Source organism: Moraxella sp. VT-16-12 (assembly GCF_002224245.2).
Taxonomy (GTDB): Bacteria; Pseudomonadota; Gammaproteobacteria; order Pseudomonadales; family Moraxellaceae; genus Moraxella.
The window spans coordinates 92,758-115,593 of the sequence record NZ_NKHK02000002.1; the positions used below are offsets into that span (position 1 = coordinate 92,758).

Annotated in this window: 22 protein-coding genes; 18 read left to right on the forward strand and 4 right to left on the reverse strand. The window is 45.1% G+C overall.

Going from position 1 to position 22,836, the window contains the following annotated elements; translation table 11 throughout:
- Nucleotides 1-81 precede the first annotated feature (81 nt).
- From queE to CEW93_RS02225, 3 genes are read left to right on the forward strand one after another with little or no spacing between them, the layout of a single operon-like run.
- Entirely contained in the window at nucleotides 82-798 is a 717-nt protein-coding gene (gene queE / locus CEW93_RS02215) for a 7-carboxy-7-deazaguanine synthase QueE (RefSeq protein ID WP_089539833.1), read from the forward strand.
- A gap of 13 nt (nucleotides 799-811) precedes the next feature.
- A complete protein-coding gene (locus CEW93_RS02220) occupies nucleotides 812-1,792 on the forward strand; it encodes a multidrug resistance efflux transporter family protein (protein WP_089539795.1) in 981 nt (326 codons plus the stop codon).
- Nucleotides 1,793-1,802: 10 nt separating this feature from the next.
- Nucleotides 1,803-2,447: a trimeric intracellular cation channel family protein gene (locus CEW93_RS02225; RefSeq protein ID WP_089539793.1), complete on the forward strand. Its 645-nt coding sequence runs from the start codon at nucleotides 1,803-1,805 to the stop codon at nucleotides 2,445-2,447.
- 1 nt (nucleotide 2,448) lies between these two features.
- Here CEW93_RS02225 and recJ read toward each other — a convergent pair whose 3' ends face one another.
- Nucleotides 2,449-4,134, reverse strand: a complete 1,686-nt coding sequence (recJ, locus tag CEW93_RS02230; protein WP_089539831.1) for a single-stranded-DNA-specific exonuclease RecJ — start codon at nucleotides 4,132-4,134, stop codon at nucleotides 2,449-2,451.
- A 376-nt stretch (nucleotides 4,135-4,510) separates the two neighbouring features.
- Here recJ and CEW93_RS02235 point away from each other — a divergent pair, with 376 nt between their 5' ends.
- The 4 genes from CEW93_RS02235 (at nucleotide 4,511) to CEW93_RS02250 (ending at nucleotide 7,478) form a co-directional block, all read left to right on the forward strand.
- Complete coding sequence (locus CEW93_RS02235; RefSeq protein WP_089539791.1) at nucleotides 4,511-4,978, forward strand: hypothetical protein; 468 nt, start codon at nucleotides 4,511-4,513, stop codon at nucleotides 4,976-4,978.
- A gap of 237 nt (nucleotides 4,979-5,215) precedes the next feature.
- Nucleotides 5,216-5,539: a ferredoxin FdxA gene (gene fdxA, locus CEW93_RS02240; RefSeq protein ID WP_089539789.1), complete on the forward strand. Its 324-nt coding sequence runs from the start codon at nucleotides 5,216-5,218 to the stop codon at nucleotides 5,537-5,539.
- Between the two features lie 2 nt (nucleotides 5,540-5,541).
- Nucleotides 5,542-6,771 carry a lipid-A-disaccharide synthase gene (gene lpxB / locus CEW93_RS02245; protein WP_255503911.1) on the forward strand — a complete coding sequence of 410 codons (1,230 nt, stop codon included), beginning with the start codon at nucleotides 5,542-5,544 and terminating at the stop codon, nucleotides 6,769-6,771.
- 35 nt (nucleotides 6,772-6,806) lie between these two features.
- Nucleotides 6,807-7,478: a TetR family transcriptional regulator gene (locus CEW93_RS02250; RefSeq protein WP_089539787.1), complete on the forward strand. Its 672-nt coding sequence runs from the start codon at nucleotides 6,807-6,809 to the stop codon at nucleotides 7,476-7,478.
- Between the two features lie 13 nt (nucleotides 7,479-7,491).
- Here CEW93_RS02250 and CEW93_RS02255 read toward each other — a convergent pair whose 3' ends face one another.
- Together CEW93_RS02255 and CEW93_RS02260 are read right to left on the reverse strand one after the other, a co-directional pair.
- The gene (locus CEW93_RS02255) at nucleotides 7,492-8,970 is read right to left on the reverse strand and encodes a DUF5691 domain-containing protein (protein WP_089539785.1); all 1,479 of its coding nucleotides are present in this window, start codon (nucleotides 8,968-8,970) and stop codon (nucleotides 7,492-7,494) included.
- The gene (locus tag CEW93_RS02260) at nucleotides 8,964-10,433 is read right to left on the reverse strand and encodes an SWIM zinc finger domain-containing protein (RefSeq protein ID WP_089539783.1); all 1,470 of its coding nucleotides are present in this window, start codon (nucleotides 10,431-10,433) and stop codon (nucleotides 8,964-8,966) included. Before CEW93_RS02260 ends, CEW93_RS02255 begins: the two co-directional genes overlap by 7 nt.
- A 224-nt stretch (nucleotides 10,434-10,657) precedes the next feature.
- Here CEW93_RS02260 and CEW93_RS02265 point away from each other — a divergent pair, with 224 nt between their 5' ends.
- The 11 genes from CEW93_RS02265 to CEW93_RS02315 all read left to right on the forward strand — a co-directional run bounded on the left by CEW93_RS02265 (nucleotide 10,658) and on the right by CEW93_RS02315 (nucleotide 21,066).
- Nucleotides 10,658-11,686 carry an ATP-grasp domain-containing protein gene (locus CEW93_RS02265; protein WP_089539782.1) on the forward strand — a complete coding sequence of 343 codons (1,029 nt, stop codon included), beginning with the start codon at nucleotides 10,658-10,660 and terminating at the stop codon, nucleotides 11,684-11,686.
- Nucleotides 11,687-11,730: 44 nt separating this feature from the next.
- Nucleotides 11,731-12,891, forward strand: a complete 1,161-nt coding sequence (locus tag CEW93_RS02270) for a phosphoribosyltransferase domain-containing protein (protein WP_089539780.1) — start codon at nucleotides 11,731-11,733, stop codon at nucleotides 12,889-12,891.
- The gene (locus tag CEW93_RS02275) at nucleotides 12,891-13,709 is read left to right on the forward strand and encodes an HAD hydrolase family protein (RefSeq protein ID WP_089539776.1); all 819 of its coding nucleotides are present in this window, start codon (nucleotides 12,891-12,893) and stop codon (nucleotides 13,707-13,709) included. Before CEW93_RS02270 ends, CEW93_RS02275 begins: the two co-directional genes overlap by 1 nt.
- A complete protein-coding gene (locus CEW93_RS02280; RefSeq protein ID WP_089539775.1) occupies nucleotides 13,666-14,820 on the forward strand; it encodes a cysteine protease StiP domain-containing protein in 1,155 nt (384 codons plus the stop codon). The genes CEW93_RS02275 and CEW93_RS02280 overlap by 44 nt, the downstream gene beginning before the upstream one ends.
- Before the next feature lie 12 nt (nucleotides 14,821-14,832).
- Nucleotides 14,833-15,789: an HpcH/HpaI aldolase/citrate lyase family protein gene (locus CEW93_RS02285; protein WP_089539773.1), complete on the forward strand. Its 957-nt coding sequence runs from the start codon at nucleotides 14,833-14,835 to the stop codon at nucleotides 15,787-15,789.
- Nucleotides 15,790-15,998: 209 nt separating this feature from the next.
- Nucleotides 15,999-16,472, forward strand: a complete 474-nt coding sequence (locus CEW93_RS02290; RefSeq protein WP_089539771.1) for a hypothetical protein — start codon at nucleotides 15,999-16,001, stop codon at nucleotides 16,470-16,472.
- Nucleotides 16,473-16,649: 177 nt separating this feature from the next.
- Entirely contained in the window at nucleotides 16,650-17,720 is a 1,071-nt protein-coding gene (locus tag CEW93_RS02295; RefSeq protein WP_089539769.1) for a sulfate ABC transporter substrate-binding protein, read from the forward strand.
- Nucleotides 17,721-17,872: 152 nt separating this feature from the next.
- Complete coding sequence (gene cysT / locus CEW93_RS02300; RefSeq protein ID WP_089539767.1) at nucleotides 17,873-18,757, forward strand: sulfate ABC transporter permease subunit CysT; 885 nt, start codon at nucleotides 17,873-17,875, stop codon at nucleotides 18,755-18,757.
- A 47-nt stretch (nucleotides 18,758-18,804) separates the two neighbouring features.
- Nucleotides 18,805-19,653 (forward strand): sulfate ABC transporter permease subunit CysW, encoded by an 849-nt coding sequence (gene cysW / locus CEW93_RS02305; RefSeq protein ID WP_089539765.1) that lies wholly within the window; start codon nucleotides 18,805-18,807, stop codon nucleotides 19,651-19,653.
- Between the two features lie 23 nt (nucleotides 19,654-19,676).
- The gene (locus CEW93_RS02310) at nucleotides 19,677-20,396 is read left to right on the forward strand and encodes a sulfate/molybdate ABC transporter ATP-binding protein (protein WP_089539763.1); all 720 of its coding nucleotides are present in this window, start codon (nucleotides 19,677-19,679) and stop codon (nucleotides 20,394-20,396) included.
- Nucleotides 20,397-20,457: 61 nt separating this feature from the next.
- Nucleotides 20,458-21,066 (forward strand): rhomboid family intramembrane serine protease, encoded by a 609-nt coding sequence (locus tag CEW93_RS02315; protein ID WP_089539761.1) that lies wholly within the window; start codon nucleotides 20,458-20,460, stop codon nucleotides 21,064-21,066.
- Here the strand turns inward: CEW93_RS02315 and CEW93_RS02320 are convergent.
- Nucleotides 21,056-22,834 (reverse strand): aminopeptidase P family protein, encoded by a 1,779-nt coding sequence (locus tag CEW93_RS02320; protein ID WP_089539759.1) that lies wholly within the window; start codon nucleotides 22,832-22,834, stop codon nucleotides 21,056-21,058. The genes CEW93_RS02315 and CEW93_RS02320 overlap by 11 nt on opposite strands.
- Nucleotides 22,835-22,836 lie beyond the last annotated feature (2 nt).

Sequence of the window (22,836 nt, forward strand, 5' to 3'; positions counted from 1 at the left end):
GGATGATTGATTAAATTTTAAAAATTTATCAATTGACATAAATTTGTTATAATTATCCGTTTTTTTATGACAAAACTGACCATGCCAACCACACCACTACGCAATACCCTAATTCCCACCACCGACCCTGCTGCTGGATTACGTCTGACAGAGATTTTTTATTCTTTGCAAGGCGAAGCTTTAAGCATGGGCTTGCCAACCATTTTTATCCGCCTGACAGGCTGTCCATTGCGTTGCACTTATTGTGATACAGTGTATTCTTTCACAGGTGGTGAGCGTCATGGTTTAGATGACATTTTAGCCCACATCGCCCAATACCCCTGCAAACGTGTCTGCATCACTGGCGGTGAGCCACTTGCCCAGCCAAATGTAATTGCATTGATGCGTTTATTATTGGCACATGGCTATGACGCCTCACTAGAAACATCAGGAGCATTATCGGTTGCTCATGTTCCACCTGCCATCTCAAAAGTCATGGATTTAAAAAGCCCATCATCAGGCGAGTGTGAACGTAATCTGTGGGAAAATATCAACCACTTAACCACTCACGACCAACTCAAAATTGTCATCGCCGACCGCAATGACTACGATTGGGCTAAAACTCAAATAACAACCCATCAACTTGATAAAAAATGTGGGGTCATCTGGCTGTCTCCCATGTTTGAGATAGACCCTGACAAAATGGGCGTACCAACCATTGCCACTGATTTGGCTCAGTGGATATTAGATGATGGTTTGCCTGTGCGTTTTGGGTTGCAGCTGCATAAAATCATCTGGGCGGATGCTCGGGGCAAATAATCAGGAACTTAGCATGTGGCAACTTATCATCTTTGGACTTATAGGGTCGGCGTTTTTTAGCACATCTTTTGTGCTATATGAACTGATGAGCGTACAAGGTGGACATTGGTTTTGGTCGGCATCGCTACGTTGTTTGTTTATGTGGCTTTTGTGTACGGTGATGATTTGGATACAAAATGGCTTTAAAATCAGCCCTTTAACAAAACTAATTCGCCTATTTAATCAGCACTTTTTATTTTGGAGTTTGGCAGGCAGTATTGGACTTGGTACTTATGGCTGGCTTGCCTTTGGGGCGGATTTTGCTCCTGCGTGGGTCATCACTTCCACCTTTTTGTTTACCGTGGTGGCAAGTTTATTTGTCTTGGCATTTTTTGGACAACGCTTCCGCCCACAAGCCATCGTCTATGCCCTAATCATCTTTTTTGGCATTATTTTGGCAAACTTGGGTGAAGGCGTATCACGCACAGATGTGGATTTGGGCAGATTGGTGTTATTTGGGGCATTGCCTGCTTTGATGGCGGCGTTTTGCTTTCCCATTGGCAATCAGCTTTTATGGCAAACAGTACAGCCAACTCGTCCACAAGCCACCAGCTTACGCAATCAACTATTAAAGCGTTTGCCACACATTGATGGTGAGTTATTAAAAAACCCCTTTCATAAAGTGTGGCTATTATCGGCAGGGTCATTGCCCGCTTGGATTGTCGTTGGCTTGTTTGTTCGCCCACCAACACCGAGCATTTCACAAATCAGCATGGCATTTTTGGTGGCGTTATTGGCAGGTGTGTTAGGGACAAGTGTGTTTTTGTATGCTCGGGGACAGGCCAAAAGTGCCAGCATGGTCGCTGGTGTGGACGCCACCCAAGCTGCTGAGATTATCTTTGCTTTGATTGGGGGTATGATATTGCTTGGCACGCCCCTACCATCTGTGATGAGCAGCATTGGCATTGTGATTATCATCACAGGGCTAGGATTGTTTGCCAATTCCAATAAATAAAAGGAGTGTCATGATTTCATCTTTGGACATCATCACCATATTTGACTTCATTGGGGTGATTGCGTGTAGTATTGCTGCCACAATTTTGGCACTACGGACACGCTTTGATTTTCTTGGTTGTATCCTTGTATCCATGGTAAACGCCATTGGTGGCGGCACGATAAGAGACGTATTTTTGGACAGGCATCCGCTATTTTGGACGACAGAGCTCAGCTATGTCTATGTCATCACCATCACCTCCATCATCACCCAGTTTGCCATCAACCACTACCAAACCATCAACAAAAAAATAGATTGGCTCATTCGCTTTTTTGATGCCATTGGACTGGCGGCATTTAGCGTGATTGGCTTAAAAGTTGCTCTTGCTTACCAAATGCACCCACTCATCGCCACACTGATGGCAGTTTTAACCAGCATCGCTGGTGGCATCATGCGAGACATGATTTGCAACCAAATCCCCTTGGTGCTACAAAAAGAAATTTATCTGAGCACCAGCATCATCGGTTCGGTGGTGTATTTTGGTTTGGGCAAAGCAGGATTTGATAACAGCCTTCAAGAGCTTGTCATGCTTGCGGTTATTTTTAGTCTAAGAATGCTGGCACTTAAATACAACTGGAATTTACCGCCTTTGCGTTTTGATTTTAAAAATCATTAATTTAGTCAATGGCACACACCGCCAACGCTTTGACAAACAGTTGTAGTTGCTGATTGCCTTGCCATTCGTTGATTTCTAGCGTATACAGCAAATGCACTTGACTGGCTCGGTAGTCCCACGCATCGGCATCATAATTAAACCAAATGGCTTCAATCGGATACATCACGCCATCTGCATTTAAAGTCAGTTTTAAATGTTTGTCCTTTAAAATGCGAAAATTTAGCACATAAAACACGCCATCAAAAGCAGGCAGAGCAAAGCCATTACCCCAAATGCTGACATTTTTTAGCGTTTTGGCAAATGCCAAGCTAAAATCTTGGGGCAACAGCACCCCATCAGTAAACCGCTCTTCTTCAAACACATCATCGCCAAAACTTTGTACAACTTTGGTAAAGGCTTGGCTAAATGCACCAAAATCTTTCTTTTTGATGGTCAATCCCCCTGCCATCGCATGACCGCCAAAATGCAAAATCAGCTTAGGGTTGGCAACCGCCACCGACTCTATGACATCGCGAATATGCACACCAGCAATGGAGCGGGCTGACCCTTTAATCAAATCATCATCACCCACCTTGTCAGCGTCAGCAGGGGCAAACACCACAGTGGGGCGATGAAGCTGCTCTTTGATACGCCCTGCCACAATACCAATCACCCCTTGATGCCAGTTATCCTGATACAAACTGATGGCTTTGGGCAAATCGGTATCATGCAAATGCAACTCTTCAATGATACGCCCTGCTTCATCTCGCATTTGATTTTCTACCGCTCGCCGAGACAGATTTAGGCGATTTAACTCGGTTGCCAAACGATGAGCTTCTTGATAATCATCGGTCAGCAAGCACTCCACACCTGTACGCATATTGTCCATACGTCCAGCAGCATTAATGCGAGGTGCGATGGCAAAACCAAAATCATCAGCACCGATTTTATCAAACTGCCTGCCTGCCTGCTCCAAAATCGCTAAAATCCCCACGCAACATTGACCTTGGCGGATTGCCATCAGTCCATGTGTTACCAAAATGCGGTTATTTTGGTCAAGATGACCCACGTCCGCTATCGTACCAAGTGCCACCAAATCCAGATATTTTGCCACACTGGTGGTGGATTTGCCTGCTGCTCGGCGAATTTTAGCCACTCGCCCCATCACATAAAACGCTACGCCCACGCCCACCAACGATTTGCTACCAAACGCACAATCAAGCTGATTAGGATTGACCACCGCATCAGCAGGGGGGCTTGGTTTGGTAGTCAGATGATGGTCGGTGATGATGACTTGCACGCCAAGTTCATGAGCCTTTGCCACGCCATCATGACTGGATATGCCATTATCTACCGTGATGATGAGCTGGGGGCGAAATTTCTCCACCCCATAAGCGACAATCTCTGGGGTCAAGCCATAGCCAAATTTAAAGCGGTCAGGCACCAAAAATTCCACGTCCGCCCCCATCTCCCTAAGACTACGCACCATCAGCGTGGTGGATGTTGCCCCATCGCAGTCAAAATCTCCAATGATAAGCATGCGTTTTTTGTCATCAATGGCTTTATCTATGAGATGACTGGCTTTATCTATGCCCAACAAATCCGATGCAGGTAACAAATAAGATACTGACATATCCAGCATGGACATATCTGCCACACCACGGCACGCAAACAAACGTGCCAAAGTTTGTCCGTAAGCTTGCACCATCTCATCAGGCACAGGCAGGCTTGGCACTCTTGGGGTAAGTTTTAAGGTTTGGGGTTTAAACTCATTAAATGCTTGATGAAATCCTTGAACTTGCGTGTTTGTTAGGTGTGATAAGTTTAAATTGGCAAATTTTTGGGGAGTATGCACATCTTCATCTTGTAACGTGTTTGTCATATTATGCTCTTTTTATGTGATTTTTGCGTATTGTAGCACAGATTAATTTGCAAAATGTTACATTACTTTCTCCAACCATCTTTAACTTGCCAAAGTTTTACACCTACTTACAAAATCGTCTTGCCCATTGATAAAAAAATCTTTACAATATCCCCTATATCGTTTTATTTATTTAATCCTTAACCCAACTAGGAAGTGATTTATGATTTTAAAACCTACCGCAAAAACCACTGACCCCAACCTAAACATTGAACAAGTTCGCCTAGAATGCAAAGAGATGGTCAAATCTCGTGCCAAAATCTCCGCAGGCGTTGCCATCATTCCTGTGCCTTTTTTGGATGTGGCGATTGATGTTGCCATGCTCTCTAAGCTGTTGCCTGAAATCTCAGCCCGCTTTGGTCTAGAAGATGGCAATCTATCAGAAACTGAACGCCAACAAAATCTGACTGACCGCATCATGGCAATCAGTGGACTGGTCGCCACTCGTGGCGTGGTAAACCAAACTGTCAAAGGCTTTGGCACTCGTATTGTTGGCAAACAAATCGCCAAATACGTCCCACTTGGCGGTCAAATCGTTGCAGGAACCTTAGGTTATATCATTTTTAAAAAAATCGCTGATGACCATATTGAAACCTGCTACAAAATCGCCAAAGATGCCCGCAAAGTTTAAGCCATCAAAACCATGTTATCCGACATGGTTTTTTATTATGTTTTTGAATAATAAACATTATCACACACAGGCAATTTTCTTACAATTTTTATGAAATTTTTTTAATTTTGGCACCATAAATGCTGTACTTAGGTTTGAGAAAATTTAGCAAAACCGCTAAAATACACTCTTGTGCCAACTTGGTTGGTATGCTCATTATTTAGCCAATTTTTAGCCAAAATATTAAAAGGTTTTCCTATGTCATTTGTTGTTACTGATAACTGCATTCTTTGTAAATACACCGACTGCGTAGAAGTTTGCCCTGTGGACTGTTTTTATGAAGGCCCTAATTTTTTGGTCATCAACCCTGATGAGTGCATTGATTGTGCTTTGTGCGAGCCTGAATGCCCTGCCAATGCCATTTTTTCAGAAGATGAAATCCCCGCAGGTCAAGAAGAGTTTATCCAAATCAATGAAGAATTGTCCGCGGTTTGGGCAAACATCACTGAGAAAAAAGATGCCCTACCTGACCATGAAAAATGGGACGGCGTGGCAGGCAAAATCCAATATTTAGAACGCTAATCATGAATAACGCACCACTTACCATCGGCATCATCGCAGGCGAAGTATCAGGCGATGTGTTGGGGGGCGATTTTATGCAAAAAATGAACGCCCTGCACCCAAATATCCGTTGGGTGGGCGTCGGCGGTGTCGCCATGACCGCTCAGGGCTTGTCATCTGTCATAGACATGGGTCGCTTATCGGTCATGGGCATTGGTGAAGTGATTAAGCATTTGCCCGACCTATTATCTGCAAAAAAAGAAATTTTATCTGTTTTTAGCCAACATAAAATTGACTTATTTGTCGGCATTGATGCTCCTGATTTTAATCTGCGTATCGGTCAAGCCCTAAAAAACACCACTCACGCACCCTTTTGCGTGCAGTACGTCAGCCCAAGCGTGTGGGCATGGCGAGAAAATCGCATTCACACCATTAAAAAAGCCACCGATTTGGTACTGTGCTTATTTCCCTTTGAATTGCCTGTCTATGCCCGTCATCAGCACCCTGCGGTGTGCGTAGGACACCCTTTATTACACAAACTGTCAGCAGATGTGCGAAAGCATGATGAGATTTTTGGTGAGTTTTTAAAGCGGTTTCATCTCAATCATTTTTATACATCATCAGCCCATGCTCGCCCCATCTGCGTGATGGCAGGCTCTCGCATCTCAGAAATACAGGCGATTTTACCGCTACTGATTGACAGCATGACCATCTTAGACCAAGATGGTGAGTTTGGGTTTATCTTACCTGTGGTAAGTGCCGACCATGCCAACATGGTCAAAGCCATGATAGCTCAGCACGCACCCCACCTACTCCAAAAATGCCACATCATCCACGGAAGCAACCAACATGGACTGTCAGTCAGTCAGCACGCCATGAATGCCTGTGAACTGATTTTATTGGCATCAGGCACTGCCACACTAGAAGCTCTACTACTTCACCGTCCAATGGTGGTGGTCTATAAAGTCAATGCTTTTACCTATGCCATCGCCAAACACCTTGTTAAAATCCCTTATGTCAGTTTGCCCAATATCCTATCTTATAACCAAACGGGCAAACCCATCGTGCCTGAGTTAATCCAACAAAACGCCACCGCCCAAAGTGTTGCTCATCATGCCAAAAATATTTTATCAGATTTGCCCACCACCCAAAAACAGCTTGCTCACACCACCGCCACACTTCGTCAAGCAAGCCACACAAGCCCTGCCCAAGCGGTATTGACGCATTTTTTTCAGGCACAAACTGTGCTATAATGGCGAAACTTTTTTGCCTTTTGTCGGAACAACTTATGACAGACACCAAATCTCTTAGCCGTGAGCAAAAAAAACGGCTTACTCGCCAAGCTTTTTACCATGCCGTGCTTGACCTATGTATGACAGGTCAGTCTTTTAGCTCCATCAGCCTACGTCAAGTAACTCGTGAAGTGGGCGTTGTGCCTACGGCATTTTATCGTCATTTTGTGGACATGGAAGAGCTGGGCAAATCTTTGGTAGAAGATGAGCTAGGCGATGCACTTGCCACTTTGCGTGAGCACATGCAGTTTGGTAAAAAACGCACCTTTGAGCGACAAATCGCCAAAAGCGTTCAGCTATTTTTTAAGGCGGTAGACAGTCAGCCCCGCTATTGGCAGTTTATCGCCAGTGAGCGTTTTGGAGGTTCAGAAGCAGTACGCCAAGCCATCAGCGAACAGATTAAGACCTTTGCCAATGTCATGAGCGAAGATTTGGCACTACAACCTGCTTTTGCTCATGTCAGCGATGAAGACCGCTATCTTTTGGCAGAAATTGGGGTAAATTTAAGTTTCTCTTGGATTATTGATTGGTTGGATTTGACCTATTTGCCACAAGGTTCAGAGCCTGCCACCAAGCTCGCCATGCTTCATCGTTGTACTCGCCAAATGCAGATGATACTTTATGGGGCGTACAACTGGAAATCTAACGAAGAGACACTCATAGACTAAGCTTAGCCCCATTTTAGGGGCTTTTTAACGGCTCTAATAAGGCATTTAACGTCAGCGTTTGTAATGCAGGGTCAGTTTTATCCACCCCAAGCTCATATAGGGCATTTAGACAATCTTTGGCGGTGCTTTGATTAACCATCAGTCCCAAAGCCAAAATCTGCTCACCAAGACTGCCTGTGTTAATATAACCACCATCTTTTTCTTGCCACTGTTTGATGTTGTGTGCCAATTTTTTATAAGAAGTGGTTACTTGCAACGCCTTAAAACCCATATCAAAAGTATCTGGACTAATCCCAATCAAATAAGCAAAATTTTTACCCTTTAAAAAATTTTTATGGGCAAATTCTTGCCTGATGGACAGTGGCAATCTGGCACGCACCAATCCCCAATAATACAGATGATTTTCCTTCAATACGATTTTTATCAAATCATCGGCAATGTCTTCAAGCTCATCATCGCTAAGCAGTCCAATCACACGTTCGCTTAACACTTGATTATAAGAGCCATATATGTGGTGTTTGGTATGATGATGAAAATCCCATGCCAAGAAAAATTCCTTTAAAGATAAGTTAAATTTTTTGGCAAGGTCAAATAAATTAACTTTTTGTAAATTATCATAACGAGTTTCACGTTGTTTGTTGTTTTTGGTGCTTTTAAAAGCAATGCCACTTGCCCCAAATTCTAACTCATCAAATAATTCATCAGCAAGCCCATCTTGCTCACCATAAACGCCAAGCCGAGCCAGCAAGCGTTTGGCTTCATCTTTGACCTTTTGGGAGCGGTCTTTTAACAAACTTTCCAAAAACTCTTTATCATCATCAGACAGCCCCACCGCCAGCACCGCCACCAAATCAAGGCGTTTTTCGGCAGGCTCTTTGGGGGCAAACTGAGCAATCAAATCAAGGGCAAATTTGGGATTGGTACGCCGCAACTCTTTTAATAAACGCAGACGGCTGGATGGATACCACTGCTCCCAATTATCAGCGGTCAATATCTCATCATCAGGCACAACCTGATTATGATAGCCATCGACCCAAGCACACCACGACAAATAATCGCTGGGCAATTCACCTTCAAAATACTCATGATAATTTTGGTTACCATCAAGTTTACTTAGCATGAATTTGGGTGGCAGCCACACCGTTGGTGGCACGCTGTATCCACGCTCATCAATCATCATCAGCGTACGCACCACATAAACCAACTGATTATGTGCCAAAACTTGCCTTGCCAAACGCTGTAAATGACTAGGCAACGCAGGTTTATTTAATATTGGCAAAGGCGGTGTGTGTGTCAGTGGGCTGTTTGGTGCTTGATTTATCATCATCTCATCAAACTGCGATAACAATGCAATTTGTGCCAGTGTGGTGTGTGGCGTAGATAATGCAATCGTGTTTAGCTCTTGGGGCAGATTGTCCGCCATCAAGCCATCATTGCTTATCATCAAACGTGCATAAACATCATCTATCAGGCGTTTGTCTAGATTTAGCATGAAATTAACCCCCATTGACTTTGTACACTCAGCAGCTCGCCTGCCATGCCATCCCACAACACAAAAGCACATATGATATCAACACCTTGGATAAGGGCAGGTATTTGGCTGTTTTTTAATAAAACCGTCTCATCATGACCAACATACCAAAACCGCTTGTCCTTGTCTTGACCAATTTGCCCTGCCCCAAGCACATAAAGCATATCACCCGCCCAAGGCAATTTGGCACGCTGTTTGGCATAAGCGGTGTATAAATCATCATCAGCTTTGGCATGACTTAGGTTTTGCACATCAAATTCTTGGGCAGGCTGAATGTTGACATTGGGGTCATAGTACATTTGGCTAGATTGATGAGTGGTCTGCACTGTCTCAAAAAATGCACGGTAAGGCACAACGCTTGGGTAGTACATCAGTTTGCCCGTCATATAAACACCCAACTGCGGAGTATGTCTGATGCCTGATGTGGGGTGATAAAAATCTTGCAACATGGCAGTACAAGGTGTCTGCTCGCCATCTTTGTCAGTCATTTTTGCCAAAAAAGTCTCTTGGCTGACAAGACCGTCTCGGCGTGTATAAGTACGCTCGCCCACCACTTGCCACACGCCCATCACGCTTAGGGTGTCAGGGCTATTTATCAGCACATCTTTATCTTCGGCTTTGATGATGGTACGGCGAACATCAGGGTCATCAGGGTTTTGTTGCCATGCTTTTATCAACAAATACCACCGCCCAAACTCACCAAGCACACGATTTATCCGATAGGCTTTGGGCGTATTTAATAAAATCGCCGGCAACTCATCCACCATAGATGCCAAGCCACTTGCTTTTGCATCCACCAACCGAGAAGCTCCTTGACGACACCGCTCGTGCATATTATCAAAAAACGCACCCAGCCCCAGATGGATTTGGTCATCAAGCCATGTGATAAACTCTTGCAGTCCTGTACTGATTTGTGCGTCCGTATTGGCTTTGGTGGTTTGGCTGCGTTTTTGGGCAGCAGCTTGTTTTTTGGGGTCGCTGTCTTTGGCTGTTGTGTCGGTGTCAATGTCAGTTAAAGCAATGGATTTTTTGGCTTTGGGCGTGCTGTCTTGATTGTCAGTTTGGCCGTCGGTTGGGGTGTCTTTTTTGGTCTTTCGTCTTCTGCCTAGCCAATCAGACACCCATTGTGGGGCAGTCGCTTCAACAAATACAGAGCTGTCTGACACATATCGCCACATCAAAGCTAGGGCGTGTTTACAAGGGAATTTGCGAGATGGGCAAGTGCATTTATAACCTGTGTCCGCCACGTCCACCACAACATAATAAGGCTTTGAGCCAGAACCTTGGCATTCCCCCCAAGCGGTGTGTGTGCTTGGGCAAAATCCTTGACCTTGCCATTTATTTGCTGATAGCAGTTTTTTGGCAGAAGACAAAGATGCTTGGTCTGGGGCAATGTCTTGTATTTTTTGTAAAGATAAGGTCATGATAATCCACTATAATATGCCAAATATTTGTCGCAAATGACAAAACTGCCTTATTGTAGCTGAATTTAATGGCATTTGAAATAGCAAGCATGAGCCTTTACGCCATTTAGCTCACATTTAAAACATCTGCTTGCCACGCCAAACACGACAAGCATTCCGCCAAAATCATCACCACAAAACACCCATCTCATGCTAAAATACACCATCTAAATTTGGTGATAAATATGACTTGTACACTTTGGCTTGCCGAAGCCCAATCTAGCTTGCGTGATATGTTGCTGTCTTTACAAAATGCAAAAGACAAACATCGCTTGCACCTTATCGCAAGCCACCGCCACGACCGCCCAGAAATCCTATCTGTCGCTGACACGGCTATGACTGAGCCTTCTGATGACAGTCGTGTGTCATGGGTGGTACAAAACGCCATCGCTCACGGCGTATCGGTACTGCTGACAGGACGTAACGGGGCAGATTATGAACGCCATCGTGATGAGCTTGACCGTCATGGCGTGCGTCTTTTGACAGGGGCGACAAACCGCCAAACCCTACTAGATATTGATGATAAATTTACATTTAGCCAAATTTGCAAAAAACACGACATACCTGTTGCCCATGCTTGGCGGTTTGATAATTTTGATGAGCTGACCGATTTATTAGCCCAGCACCAAAACACACCGCTGTGCGTCAAGCCTGTGCATGGCATTTTTGCCGAAGGGTTTTGGGTTTTAGACAATGCTGATGGTGGCACCGACCCTTTTTATCATCTGTATCGCACCGAAACCAAACGCATTCATACCGACCAGTTTGTTTATGCTTATCAGCACAGCAAACTTATCAAAGACAAAGCCATGCTTTTGATGCCCTACTTATCAGGACAAGAATACTCTGTTGATGTGGTGTGTGAGCGTGGCGAAGTGCTGGCAGCCATCACTCGCAAAAAAGTAGGCAGCGTGCAACACATTGGCTATGAGCCAGCCGTCATGGAGATAGTGATACCGCTTATCAAAGCCTTTGGTTGTGATGGGATTGTCAGCGTACAAACACGTGCTGATGGCGATGGCAATCATCATGTGTTGGAGATTAACACTCGCCCATCAGGGGGCATTGGTTATACTGTGCATAGCGGTTTGGATTTGACGGTATTGGGGCTAATGTATTTTGCAGGACTGACCGACAAACCTAGCTTAACAGACAGCATTGCCAGTATCACGCCTTGTCAGGTTCGCCCTTTGATGACTTCTGTGATGATTTAATGAATAAAAACGCCCAAAAGCAGGCTTGCCATTAGGAAAAAAAGATGACCACCAAGCACCACCGTGTCCACCTAAGCCGTGGCATACTTGATTTGACCTATCAAAGCGACAGTTTTGCCTTAGATGAGCTGCTTGATTTTGCTGAGCGTATCAACCCAAAACGTGCGTTTTTGTTTGTATCAAAAGTGCTGGGTCGCCACATTCCTGTTGCCCCAAGCAGCATGCGAGCAGCATTTGAAACCTTGGCACATCAAATCCCTGACCACTTACCAGAGCCGATTTTGGTGGTTGGCATGGCAGAGACGGCGGTTGGGCTGTCGGCAGGCGTTCATCAAACCTTACAAAAACGCTACCCAAACGCCCTACTGCTCAACTCCACCCGCCACGCCCAAAACGCCCCACTACTGACGACATTTAGCGAAGAACATAGCCACGCCAGCACACATTTGATATACCAAAGCGATGATGATGTCATCAATGGGCAACTTTTGGCAAGCAAAACCTTGATTATGGTTGATGATGAAGCCAGTACTGGTAAAACTTGCCAAAACCTTATCACCGCCCTTATCCAAGCAGGGCTAAGCCACATACAGCAGGTGCATTTGGCAACGCTGGTGGATTGGTCATTGGCACAAAGCACGCCATCGCTCTTTGATGATGTGGCATTTTATCGTCATCATCTGCTGTGTGGCAGTTGGCAATGGACAACCACAAACGACAAAACCGTTACCATGCCTGATGTTGCCACCACCAAAGCAGGCAGTCAGCCCATTTATCCACTGCCATCATGGGGACGCACACCCACTTTGGATAGCACAACTGGCATAGACAGCTTATGGCAGGCTTTGCCGTTTTCGCCTGATAAGTTTGTCAGCAAAAAGGTGTTGGTGCTCGGCAGTAACGAATTTGTGTGGCTAGCGTTTTTGGTGGCAGAACGCCTTGAACAAAAAGGGGTATCGGTCAAATTTGCGTCCTTGACACGCTCACCCATTGCCCAAGGCACAGCGATACGCCACCGCTTGTCGTTTTATGATAATTATGGGCTGGGCATGACCAACTTTGTGTATAATGTGGATTTTGATGAATGGGACTTGGTGGCACTGTGCATAGAGACACCGCCAGATGGCGTAGATGAGCTTTGGCAACACCCCAAAGTCGCCATCATCAGCCCCTTTTGCTCTGCTAGCCCTTTGGAAAAACTTTGATGTATTATGCTGATTATCTAAGCCAAGCGACCATCAGCCAGCCCTACGCTCTGATGGATTTGGACGACACCCTGTTTCAAACCAAACGTAAACTGCCTGCCACGGACAAAGTGCTCATTTGTGCCAGTGTCAATAAACAAGGCGAGCCACTAAGTTTTTTTACACAAAAACAAGCCAGCTTTTTTCATTGGCTGTCTGCCCATACCACGCTCATTCCCATCACCGCCAGAGACACCACCGAAATCCAAAGGGTCAAACTGCCCTTTGATGATTTTAAAGTTCTTACGCATGGGGCGGTGATTTTAGATAAAGACAATCAGCCCAATCACGCATGGCAAACCCACATCAAACAAAAGCTCAAAGCCGAGCAAACCACCCTACGCACCATCGCTCGCCTGCTAGATGACATCAATGGCTTTGAAAGTAGCCTACTTGGCAAAACCGCTCTGAGTATCACGCCACATACAGAAAATTTTGATGGTGAAAATTTGACGGTTTATTTGGCGGTCAAACATAACCAAAAAAAACATCATGTCTTGGAGACATTGGCAGAAAGACTGATGTATGAGCTGCCTGATGGGTTTTATGTTCATCACAACGCCAACAATCTGGCGGTTTTGCCTGATTTTGTACACAAACGACACGCCGTCTACTTTTTAATGCAAAATCACTTTATCAAAGAGCGACCTGTTTTTGGGTTTGGTGATAGCTTAGCGGATTTGCCGTTTTTAAGACTGCTGGACTGGTATGGCACGCCAAACAAAGGACAGCTACATGACAACATTGGACAACTTTTATGGGAAAGCGACCATGAATGATGGATTTAGTGGCAGTTATTTGCCTGATGATGTGTGTTTTTTATTGACACGCCTAGACAAAGCGGACGTCCAAAGCATTGACCCTGTACAAAAAGAAGCACTCATCCAGTCAGGCAAACGCCATTATTCACAAATGCTCACCCTAGAAACGCCCATCAGCGACACTCATCACGCCATTTATCAGCACGCTCTGACAGAATATCTGCCACGCACAGCAGCAGGCATTCATAGACTGGCACATACGCTGTATGATACCTTTAAATACCAAGATAAGCCTTTGATTTTGGTGAGTTTGGTGCGTGCAGGCGTGCCAGTTGGGGTGCTTTTAAAACGTGCGTTGAGCGACCCAAACGCATCTTATCATCGTCCTGTCATCCACTATGGTGTCAGTATCATCAGAGATAAAGGCATTGACCAGTTGGCACTGGCACACATCACCCAAAAGCACCCTGACTGTCCGATTGTGTTTGTTGATGGCTGGACTGGCAAAGGGGCGATTTTTGGGGAATTAAAACACAGTTTGACACAGTTTTGTGCGCAGTATCCCCATACCAAAAACCAGCTTTTTCACCAAGGTTGTGATGTCATTCCCTTAGTGGTGCTGTCTGACCCTGCTGGCGTGGCGTGGCTGTCTGATGGCACAGATGACTGGCTGATTCCTTCATCATTACTAAATAGCACCATCTCTGGCTTGGTGTCTCGCACTTTGTATCGCACAGGTGAGTTTCATGGCTGTGTGTATTATAATGAATTTACCCACATTGATGAAAGTCTGCGTTTTGTCAATCAAGTAGACGCACACCGACAAACGCTCGGTAAGGCTTGCCTGCTCCCCACCCAATCATCACCACGTTTTGCCACACGCTCGCTGATTGATAATATCGCCAAAGCCTTTGCCATTGATAATGACAACCGCATCAAACCCACCATCGCCGAAGCCACGCGTGCCATCATGAGACGACAGCCCCAATGCGTGCTGATTGACACAAACAGCCAGCACAGTGCCGATACATCTCTGCTACGCCATTTGTGTGAGCAAAAACACATTCCCATTTTGTATCAGGACATTTATCCTTATCAAGCCATGACCATCATCCAAAAACGCAGCTAAGGAAAGTTTGCCATGACCCCAATTATCAATCTACCTAGCCATCGCATCAGTGCTTTACCGCCCCCACGTTTGCACCCTTATCATCTGGGGGCAAGTTTGTACATGCCTGCCACTCGCACAGACATTTGGCAAATCATCACTCGCCAAAAAATCCCCACCATTCACAGTATCATCATCTGCCTAGAAGACGCTGTGCATGAAGCGGATTTGCCCGTTGCTCTTGATAACATCAAAACTTTGCTACAAACTTGGCATGACAGCCCACCAAAAAATCGCCCCTTGGTGTTTATCCGACCACGCCACGCCAATATGCTAAGACAACTAAGTGAGTTTGTGCACATTGATTATATCGATGGTTTTGTTTTGCCCAAAGTGGACATGGTCAGCCTTGCTGATTGGCGATATGCCTGTCAAAATCTCAGCAAGGCACATTTTATCATGCCAACTTTGGAGACGGCTTTGGTGTTTGGGGCAACCCATAATCAGGAGCTGGCGATGGCACTAAGTGAAGGTTTTGACCAAGAGATTTTGGCGGTGCGTGTTGGTGGCAATGATTTGTTGGCGTGTTTGCGTATGCGGCGACTACCCAACGTTACTTTATACCAATCACCCCTAGGCACGCTGCTGTACCGTTTGCTTGGGATTTTTGTGCCACATGGTTTTTATTTGTCATCGCCTGTTTTTGAGTATTTGGATAAGCCTGAGTTGTTTAAGCAAGAACTGTGTCAAGATGTGGCACTTGGTTTGGTCGGCAAAACCGTCATTCACCCCAGCCAAATTGATACGGTGATTCAAGCCTTTAAAGTAAGTAGCACCGATTATGCCCAAGCCTGTGCCATCTTATCCAAAGATGCCAAAGCGGTCTTTAAACAAGACAACACCATGTTAGAGCCTGCCACCCATCAGGCGTGGGCAAGGCAAGTGATGGCTCGTAAAGACGTGTTTGGGCTGGTGGCGTCAAATCCGTAGTTAAATGTTTGTTAGGGTTTAAGCATTTAAATAGCATTATCAACGTCTTTGATTTTAAATGCAAGTTTTGTCTTGCATTTTTTTATTGTCCAAAAACTTTGGTTACCAAGCCAATATTTATGTATAAAAATAGACGTGTGTTTGTTATTTTGATAAGATAGATGATTATCAGTAAACACAAGTTTTGGTAAAAAATAAGGGGGTAACCAATGATGCTTTTTAGTAGTACACGTCTGATGGTTTTAGGTTTATCCGTATTTGCTTTATCCGCTTGTACCAATTTTTATTGCGACCATTGTAAATCCCCAAGCGACCATCGCAAAGAAGCCATCGCTTATCAAAAACTTGCTCGCATCACCAACGCACCGATACGAGCAGACGCCGAGATTGACTATATCAGCACCGATTTAATCACCAAAGACGATGGTGTGATGTTGATTGCTGATAAATACAATACTGTCAATCCCAAAATACAAGGCTTTGTTTATTATCAAGGGGCGTTTGTCAATCCCATGCCCATCACCACCCCAAAAGGTGAACGCTATCTGCTTGATTTTCGTTATGAAAGTGGTCAAACATGGGGTGGTATTTATCTTTTGACCCATGACGGCAACGCCACTGACCCCAGATTTGCTCCCAGAAAAATCGGAAGTTTTCAACGAGTGGCTACTCCCAGCCACTAAACCAAAACATTCACACATTTGTTTGATTTTATGCACTCAAAACCAGCTTTTCGGTTGGTTTTTTGTCATTCATTTTTGACTAATTCCCAAAGCGAATAATGATTTACCGTTTTTATGATAGGCTTTTTTGCCAATCACTTTTACAATACATCATCTTTTGTTGTATTTAGGACAGCCATGAAAACCGCCATTTTACCCTTAGCTTTGACCGTATCCGCGTTTGCTTTGACCGCCTGTGGTAACAGCGAGCCAAGCAAAGCCAATGACACCAAAGCCACCACAAAAAATCAGGTAGAGCTACTGAACGTCTCTTATGACGTGGCACGAGATTTTTATAAAGACTACAACCCCATTTTTGTAGAGCATTATAAGACTGTCAATCCTGACATCACCATCAACATCAAACAATCGCACGGCGGGTCATCCAAGCAAGCCCTATCCGTCAAAAACGGACTAGAAGCGGACGTGGTAACCATGAACCAAGGCTCAGACATTGAGTTACTTGCTGACAGTCAGCTGGTGGATGGTAAGTGGCGACAAGCGTTTGCCAATAACGCCATTCCTTTTACCAGTACCATCGTTTTTTTGGTGCGAGATGGCAACCCTAAAAATATCAAAGATTGGTCAGACCTTACCACAAAAGGTACGGACATTGTCATCGCTAACCCCAAAACCACTGGTAACGGTCGTTATGCCTTTTTGGGGGCGTATGGCTATGGCCTGCACACCTTTAACAAAGACGAAAAGCAAACCCAAGCGTTTGTTAAAGATTTGCTAGGCAACGTCAAAGTCTTTGAAAATGGCGGACGAGCAGCGACCACCACTTTTGCCCAACGCGGTATTGGCGATGTGCTCATCACCTTTGAAAACGAAGCCAACGTCATCAAAGAAAAATTTGGCAACGTACAAATCATCTACCCAAGCTACACCGTCAATGCCGAAAACCCCGTGGCGGTGGTCAATGCCGTCAGCGACAAAAAAGGCACTACCGATGTGGCTCGTGCTTACCTAGATTATCTGTATAGCGACCAAGGTCAGGAGCTGGCAGTCAAATATTTCTTGCGTCCAAGCAATGCCGACATACTCGCCAAACATCAAGACAAATTCCCCGCCATGCAGACCTTTTTTCCCAATGACGTCTTTGGCGATTGGAAATCCATCATGGACACCTACTTTAAAGAAGGGGGCGTGTACGACAAATTGGCGGTGGATGCACAAGGCAAAGTCGCTCCTGCTGATAAAAAATAATCCATATTTACCACAAAAAGTCGGACAAAGGTTCGGCTTTTTTATTTTTTAATCTCACAAATCCCAAAAAAGAAAAAGTATATTCTGTTTTATCCATACCATAATCAGCCCAATCTTTTAAAATAGCCTAAATTTTTGATAAAAAGAACGCCATGACTGCACACACTTCCTTGCAATTACCCCCCAACAAAAAAAGACGCATCATGCCTTTTTTTGGGTTAAGTCTTGGTATCAGCGTGTTTTCGTTGTCATTACTTGTGGCACTGCCCTTTGTGATGATGATTTTGACCACGCTGGACATGGGGTTATCTGACATCATCAACACCATCAAAGAGCCACAGGTCTTTTTTGCCATCAAACTGTCGCTGTCTATGGCGATTTTGGCAACTTTAACCAACCTTATCTTTGGCACACTCATCGCTTGGGTGTTGGTGCGTTATGAGTTTTGGGGTAAATCCTTTATCAATGCTTTGGTGGATTTGCCCTTTGCCTTACCAACCGCCGTTACTGGCATTGCCCTTGCCACATTATACGCACCTAATGGCGTGTTTGGGCAGATTTTTGCTAAATTGGGCGTGGCTTTGGCAGGTGAACCCATCAAAATCGCCTTTACGCCGATTGGCATTTGGCTGGCGTTGGTGGTGGTAAGTTTTCCTTTTATTGTGCGAGCGGTGCAGCCTGTGCTTGCTGAGCTGTCAGTAGAATTTGAAGAAGCTGCTGCTGTCATGGGAGCAAATCGGCTGACCACATTTATCAAAGTGATTTTGCCTGAGATTGCCCCTGCCATGCTGATTGGGGCAGGCATGATGTTTGCTCGGGCGACAGGCGAGTATGGCTCGGTGATTTTTATTGCAGGTAACATTCCCATGCAATCTGAAATTTTACCACTTATCATCGTCTCAAAATTGGAGCAGTTTGATGTGGCAGGAGCGTCTTGTGTGGCACTATTTATGCTACTTGTGTCGCTAGTTGTGTTGTTTGCCATTAACTTTGCCCAATGGAAATTGTCAGCACGGCTTGGGGCAAAGACCAATTAAACTCATCATTTCACATCAATCCCTAAATTTATCTTTTTGGAAAAAACATGGCAACACACTCCACTTACAACTATCAAGCTCACCCTGCCACGTCCGATAAAACTTGGGTCAAATGGACATTGATTGGTGTGGCAGTGGCGTTTATGGTCATCATGCTGGTCGTACCACTGATGGCGGTGTTTTATGAAGCCCTAAAAGATGGCTGGGGGGCATATATCTTGGCACTGACCGACCCTGATGCTCGCCACGCCATTAAGCTCACACTCATCACCACCGCCATCGTTCTGCCCATCAACATCATCATTGGTGTGGCACTGGCGTACTTGATTACTCGTCATAAATTTAAAGGCAAATTTATCATCACCACCTTGCTTGATTTGCCCTTTGCGGTATCGCCTGTGGTGGCAGGCTTGATGTTTGTGCTGCTGTTTGGGGCAAATACGCTCATCGGTGGGTTTTTTGAAGGCTTGGGAATAAAGATTATCTTTGCCACCACAGGCATTGTGCTTGCCACCTTGTTTGTTACCTTTCCTTTTATTGCTCGTGAGATTATTCCACTCATGCAGTCCATTGGCGACAGCGAAGAAGAAGCGGCTTTGACCCTTGGTGCAAGCGGCTGGCAGATGTTTTGGCACGTTACTTTACCCAACATCAAATGGGCACTGTTATATGGCATTATCCTAACCAATGCTCGTGCCATGGGCGAATTTGGGGCGGTGAGCGTGGTGTCAGGACATATCCGTGGGCAGACCAATACCATGCCACTGATGATTGAGATTGCTTATAATGAATACGCCTTTACCACCGCCTTTGCCCTGTCTAGCATTTTGGCATTGTTGGCACTCATCACCCTAGCTGTGCAACAACTGATGAGCCGTAAAACCCATCAACGCTGATACTTATTTAAATTGGAAAACACATGAGCATTGACATTCACAACATTCATAAACATTTTGGCGATTTTACTGCCCTAAACAACATCAGTTTCACCGTCAATACAGGAGAGCTTGCTACCTTGCTTGGTCCTTCTGGCTGTGGTAAAACCACCCTACTGCGGATTATCGCAGGGCTTGAAACTGCTGACACAGGACGCATTTTGTTTGATGGCACAGACGTAACCGATACGCCAGTACAAAAACGTGGCATTGGCTTTGTTTTTCAAAACTACGCCCTATTTCGCCACAAAACCGTCGCTCAAAACATCGCCTTTGGTTTAGAGCTATTGCCCAAAGACAAACGCCCCACAAAAGAGCAAACCACCAAGCGAGTGGCAGAGCTGTTAGAGCTTATCCAACTGCCCCACACCAAAGACCGCTATCCTCATGAGCTGTCAGGTGGACAAAGACAACGTATTGCCCTAGCACGAGCCATCGCCACCAACCCCAAGCTACTACTACTTGATGAGCCTTTTGGGGCGTTGGATGCCAAGGTGCGTAAAGAGCTACGCACGTCCTTAAAGGACATTCAAAAAGAGATTGGCATCACCTCCATCATGGTAACCCATGACCAAGAAGAAGCGGTGGCAGTGTCTGATAAAGTCGTCATCATGAATCATGGTATCATAGAACAAATCGGCAAACCTGATGAACTGTTTGCTCGCCCCAATAGTGATTTTGTGGTGGATTTTTTGGGTTTGTAAAACCGCCAAGCCATCATAAAACCATAAATTATGCTAAAATAGCCCTTTTATCTTGATTACCATGACTCACACACTTGTTATCATTATTATGACAGTGATTGTCAGCTTGCTGGCTTGGCAATCGCCTGCTTTTTTAAACCGTCTTGTTTTTGACCCTTTGATGGTTAAAAAAGGGCAAATTGACCGTTTTATCACTTATGGTTTTATCCACGCCCACGGCTGGCATTTGTTTTTTAATATGTTTACGCTGTTTTTCTTTGGGCAAGCCATTGAACGGCTGTATATTGCCAAATTTGGCTATTTGGGATTTTTGGGTTTTTATGTGGCCGCCATCATCTTTTCTGTATTGCCTGATTTTATCAAAAGTGGCAACGGACACACTCGTACGGTCTTATTGGGGGCATCAGGGGGCGTATCGGCAGTGCTGTTTGCCTTTGTACTGCTTGCTCCGTGGCAACTAATTTACTTTTTTGCCGTCATTCCTGTGCCTGCCATCATCTTTGCCATTTTATATGTGGCGTACAGCATTTATGCCTACAAAAAGGGCAATGACAATATCGGACATTTGGCACACATGGCAGGAGCGGTGTTTGGTGTGGTAGCAACCATCGCCATAGAACCTGCCTTGTTGTTGCATTTTATTGGAGAGCTACTTAACCCTAAATTTTAATTGGTTGAGTGCGAGCGGTTAGCCATGCTTTTGCCCGAGCTGACAGATGACCAACAAGCTCATCATACACCTGTTGATGATAAGCATTCAGCCACGCTTTTTCATCATTATCCAACAGATGTGGCAAAATCAAACGCTCATCAAATGGGCAAAGTGTCAATGTCTCAAAACACAAAAACTCCCCAAACTCACTATCAGGGGCAGGCTTGACCGCCATCAAGTTTTCAAGGCGAATGCCCCATTTATCCTGCCGATAAAGCCCCGGCTCATTGCTGCTTATCATGCCCACCTGCAAGGCTCGTTCAGGTGTCTGTGGTGCGGTGTAGGAGATGGCTTGCGGACCTTCATGGACATTTAAAAAATAACCCACCCCATGACCTGTACCATGCCCATAATCCTTACCCACCGCCCACAGTTTTGCTCGTGCCACAATGTCTATCTGCGGTGATGGCAAATCTTTGGGAAAATGGGCGACTGCTAGGGCGATATGGGCTTTTAATACCTGGGTGATGTCTGTTTTTTGTTCATCAGTAATATGCCCAACCCCCACCATGCGAGTAATGTCGGTTGTGCCGTTGTGATATTGAGCGCCTGAGTCTATCAACAAAAGTCCATCACCCACCAAATACGCAAATCGCTCAGGCGTGGCTTTGTAATGCACAATCGCCCCATTTGCTCCAAAGCCTGCAATGGTATCAAAACTTGGGCTGACATAATGTGCCTGCTGACTGCGATAATAAGTCAGCCTATCTGCAACATCAAGCTCACTGACCATCTCTCCACGCTCTAAGCACTCATCAAGCTCAGCAAAAAACTCACACAACGCCACGCCGTCTTGACGCATGGCGTTTTTGATGTGGCTGATGTCTTGGGGGGATTTGATGGCTTTTAACAAAGTACTGGGGTTCATGGCATATTTGATATTGTCTTTATTAAATGATGACAAAGTACCGACAGCGACTTTATTGGGGTCAATCAGCAGCACACCTTGTTTGTTACATATCGCTTGTTGTACATCATCATAGGGAGCAACATCAATGCCCGCCTGTGCCAAGGCGGTAAGTGCGGAGCTGGTCAGTTTATGACCATCTACAAATAAAGTAGTCTCATCTTGACCAATCAATAAATGAGCCAAAAACACAGGATTAAATGCCACGTCCGAGCCACGCAAATTGGTCAGCCAAGCAATGTCATCTAGGCTTGAAATCAAATGCCAATCCGCTCCTAGCTGTTGTATCTGCTGACGCACCTGTTGCAGTTTGTCTTTTGCTGATGTGTCCACAAAACGCGTGTCATGCACCACAACATCAGCACAAGGCAATGGCGGGCGAAACTGCCACACTTGCCCCACCACATCCATGTCAATAAATACAAAAACATCAGCCAACATCTTTTGTAAACGTTCATAGTACGCCAACGAAAACACCGCCTTATCTATGGCAAGCGTTGGTTTTTGAACACCTGTAAAATGCTCTAACAAAAACTCTGCTATGTCTGTATCTTGTCCTTGCTTTTTTAGGACAATGCCAGTACCACCAAGCTCAATCTCTGCTTGTACCCAGTAGCGACTGTCCGTCCACAATCCTGCAAAATCTGCCGTCATCACCAACACGCCTGCCGACCCTGTAAAGCCTGATAACCATTTGCGAGTTTGCCAATGCTCAGGCAGATATTCGGATAAATGCGGGTCGGACGTTGGCACAATGATGACGTCTATGTTTTGGCTTTGCATATACTGTCTGACGGCGGATATTCTTTGTTTTATCATAA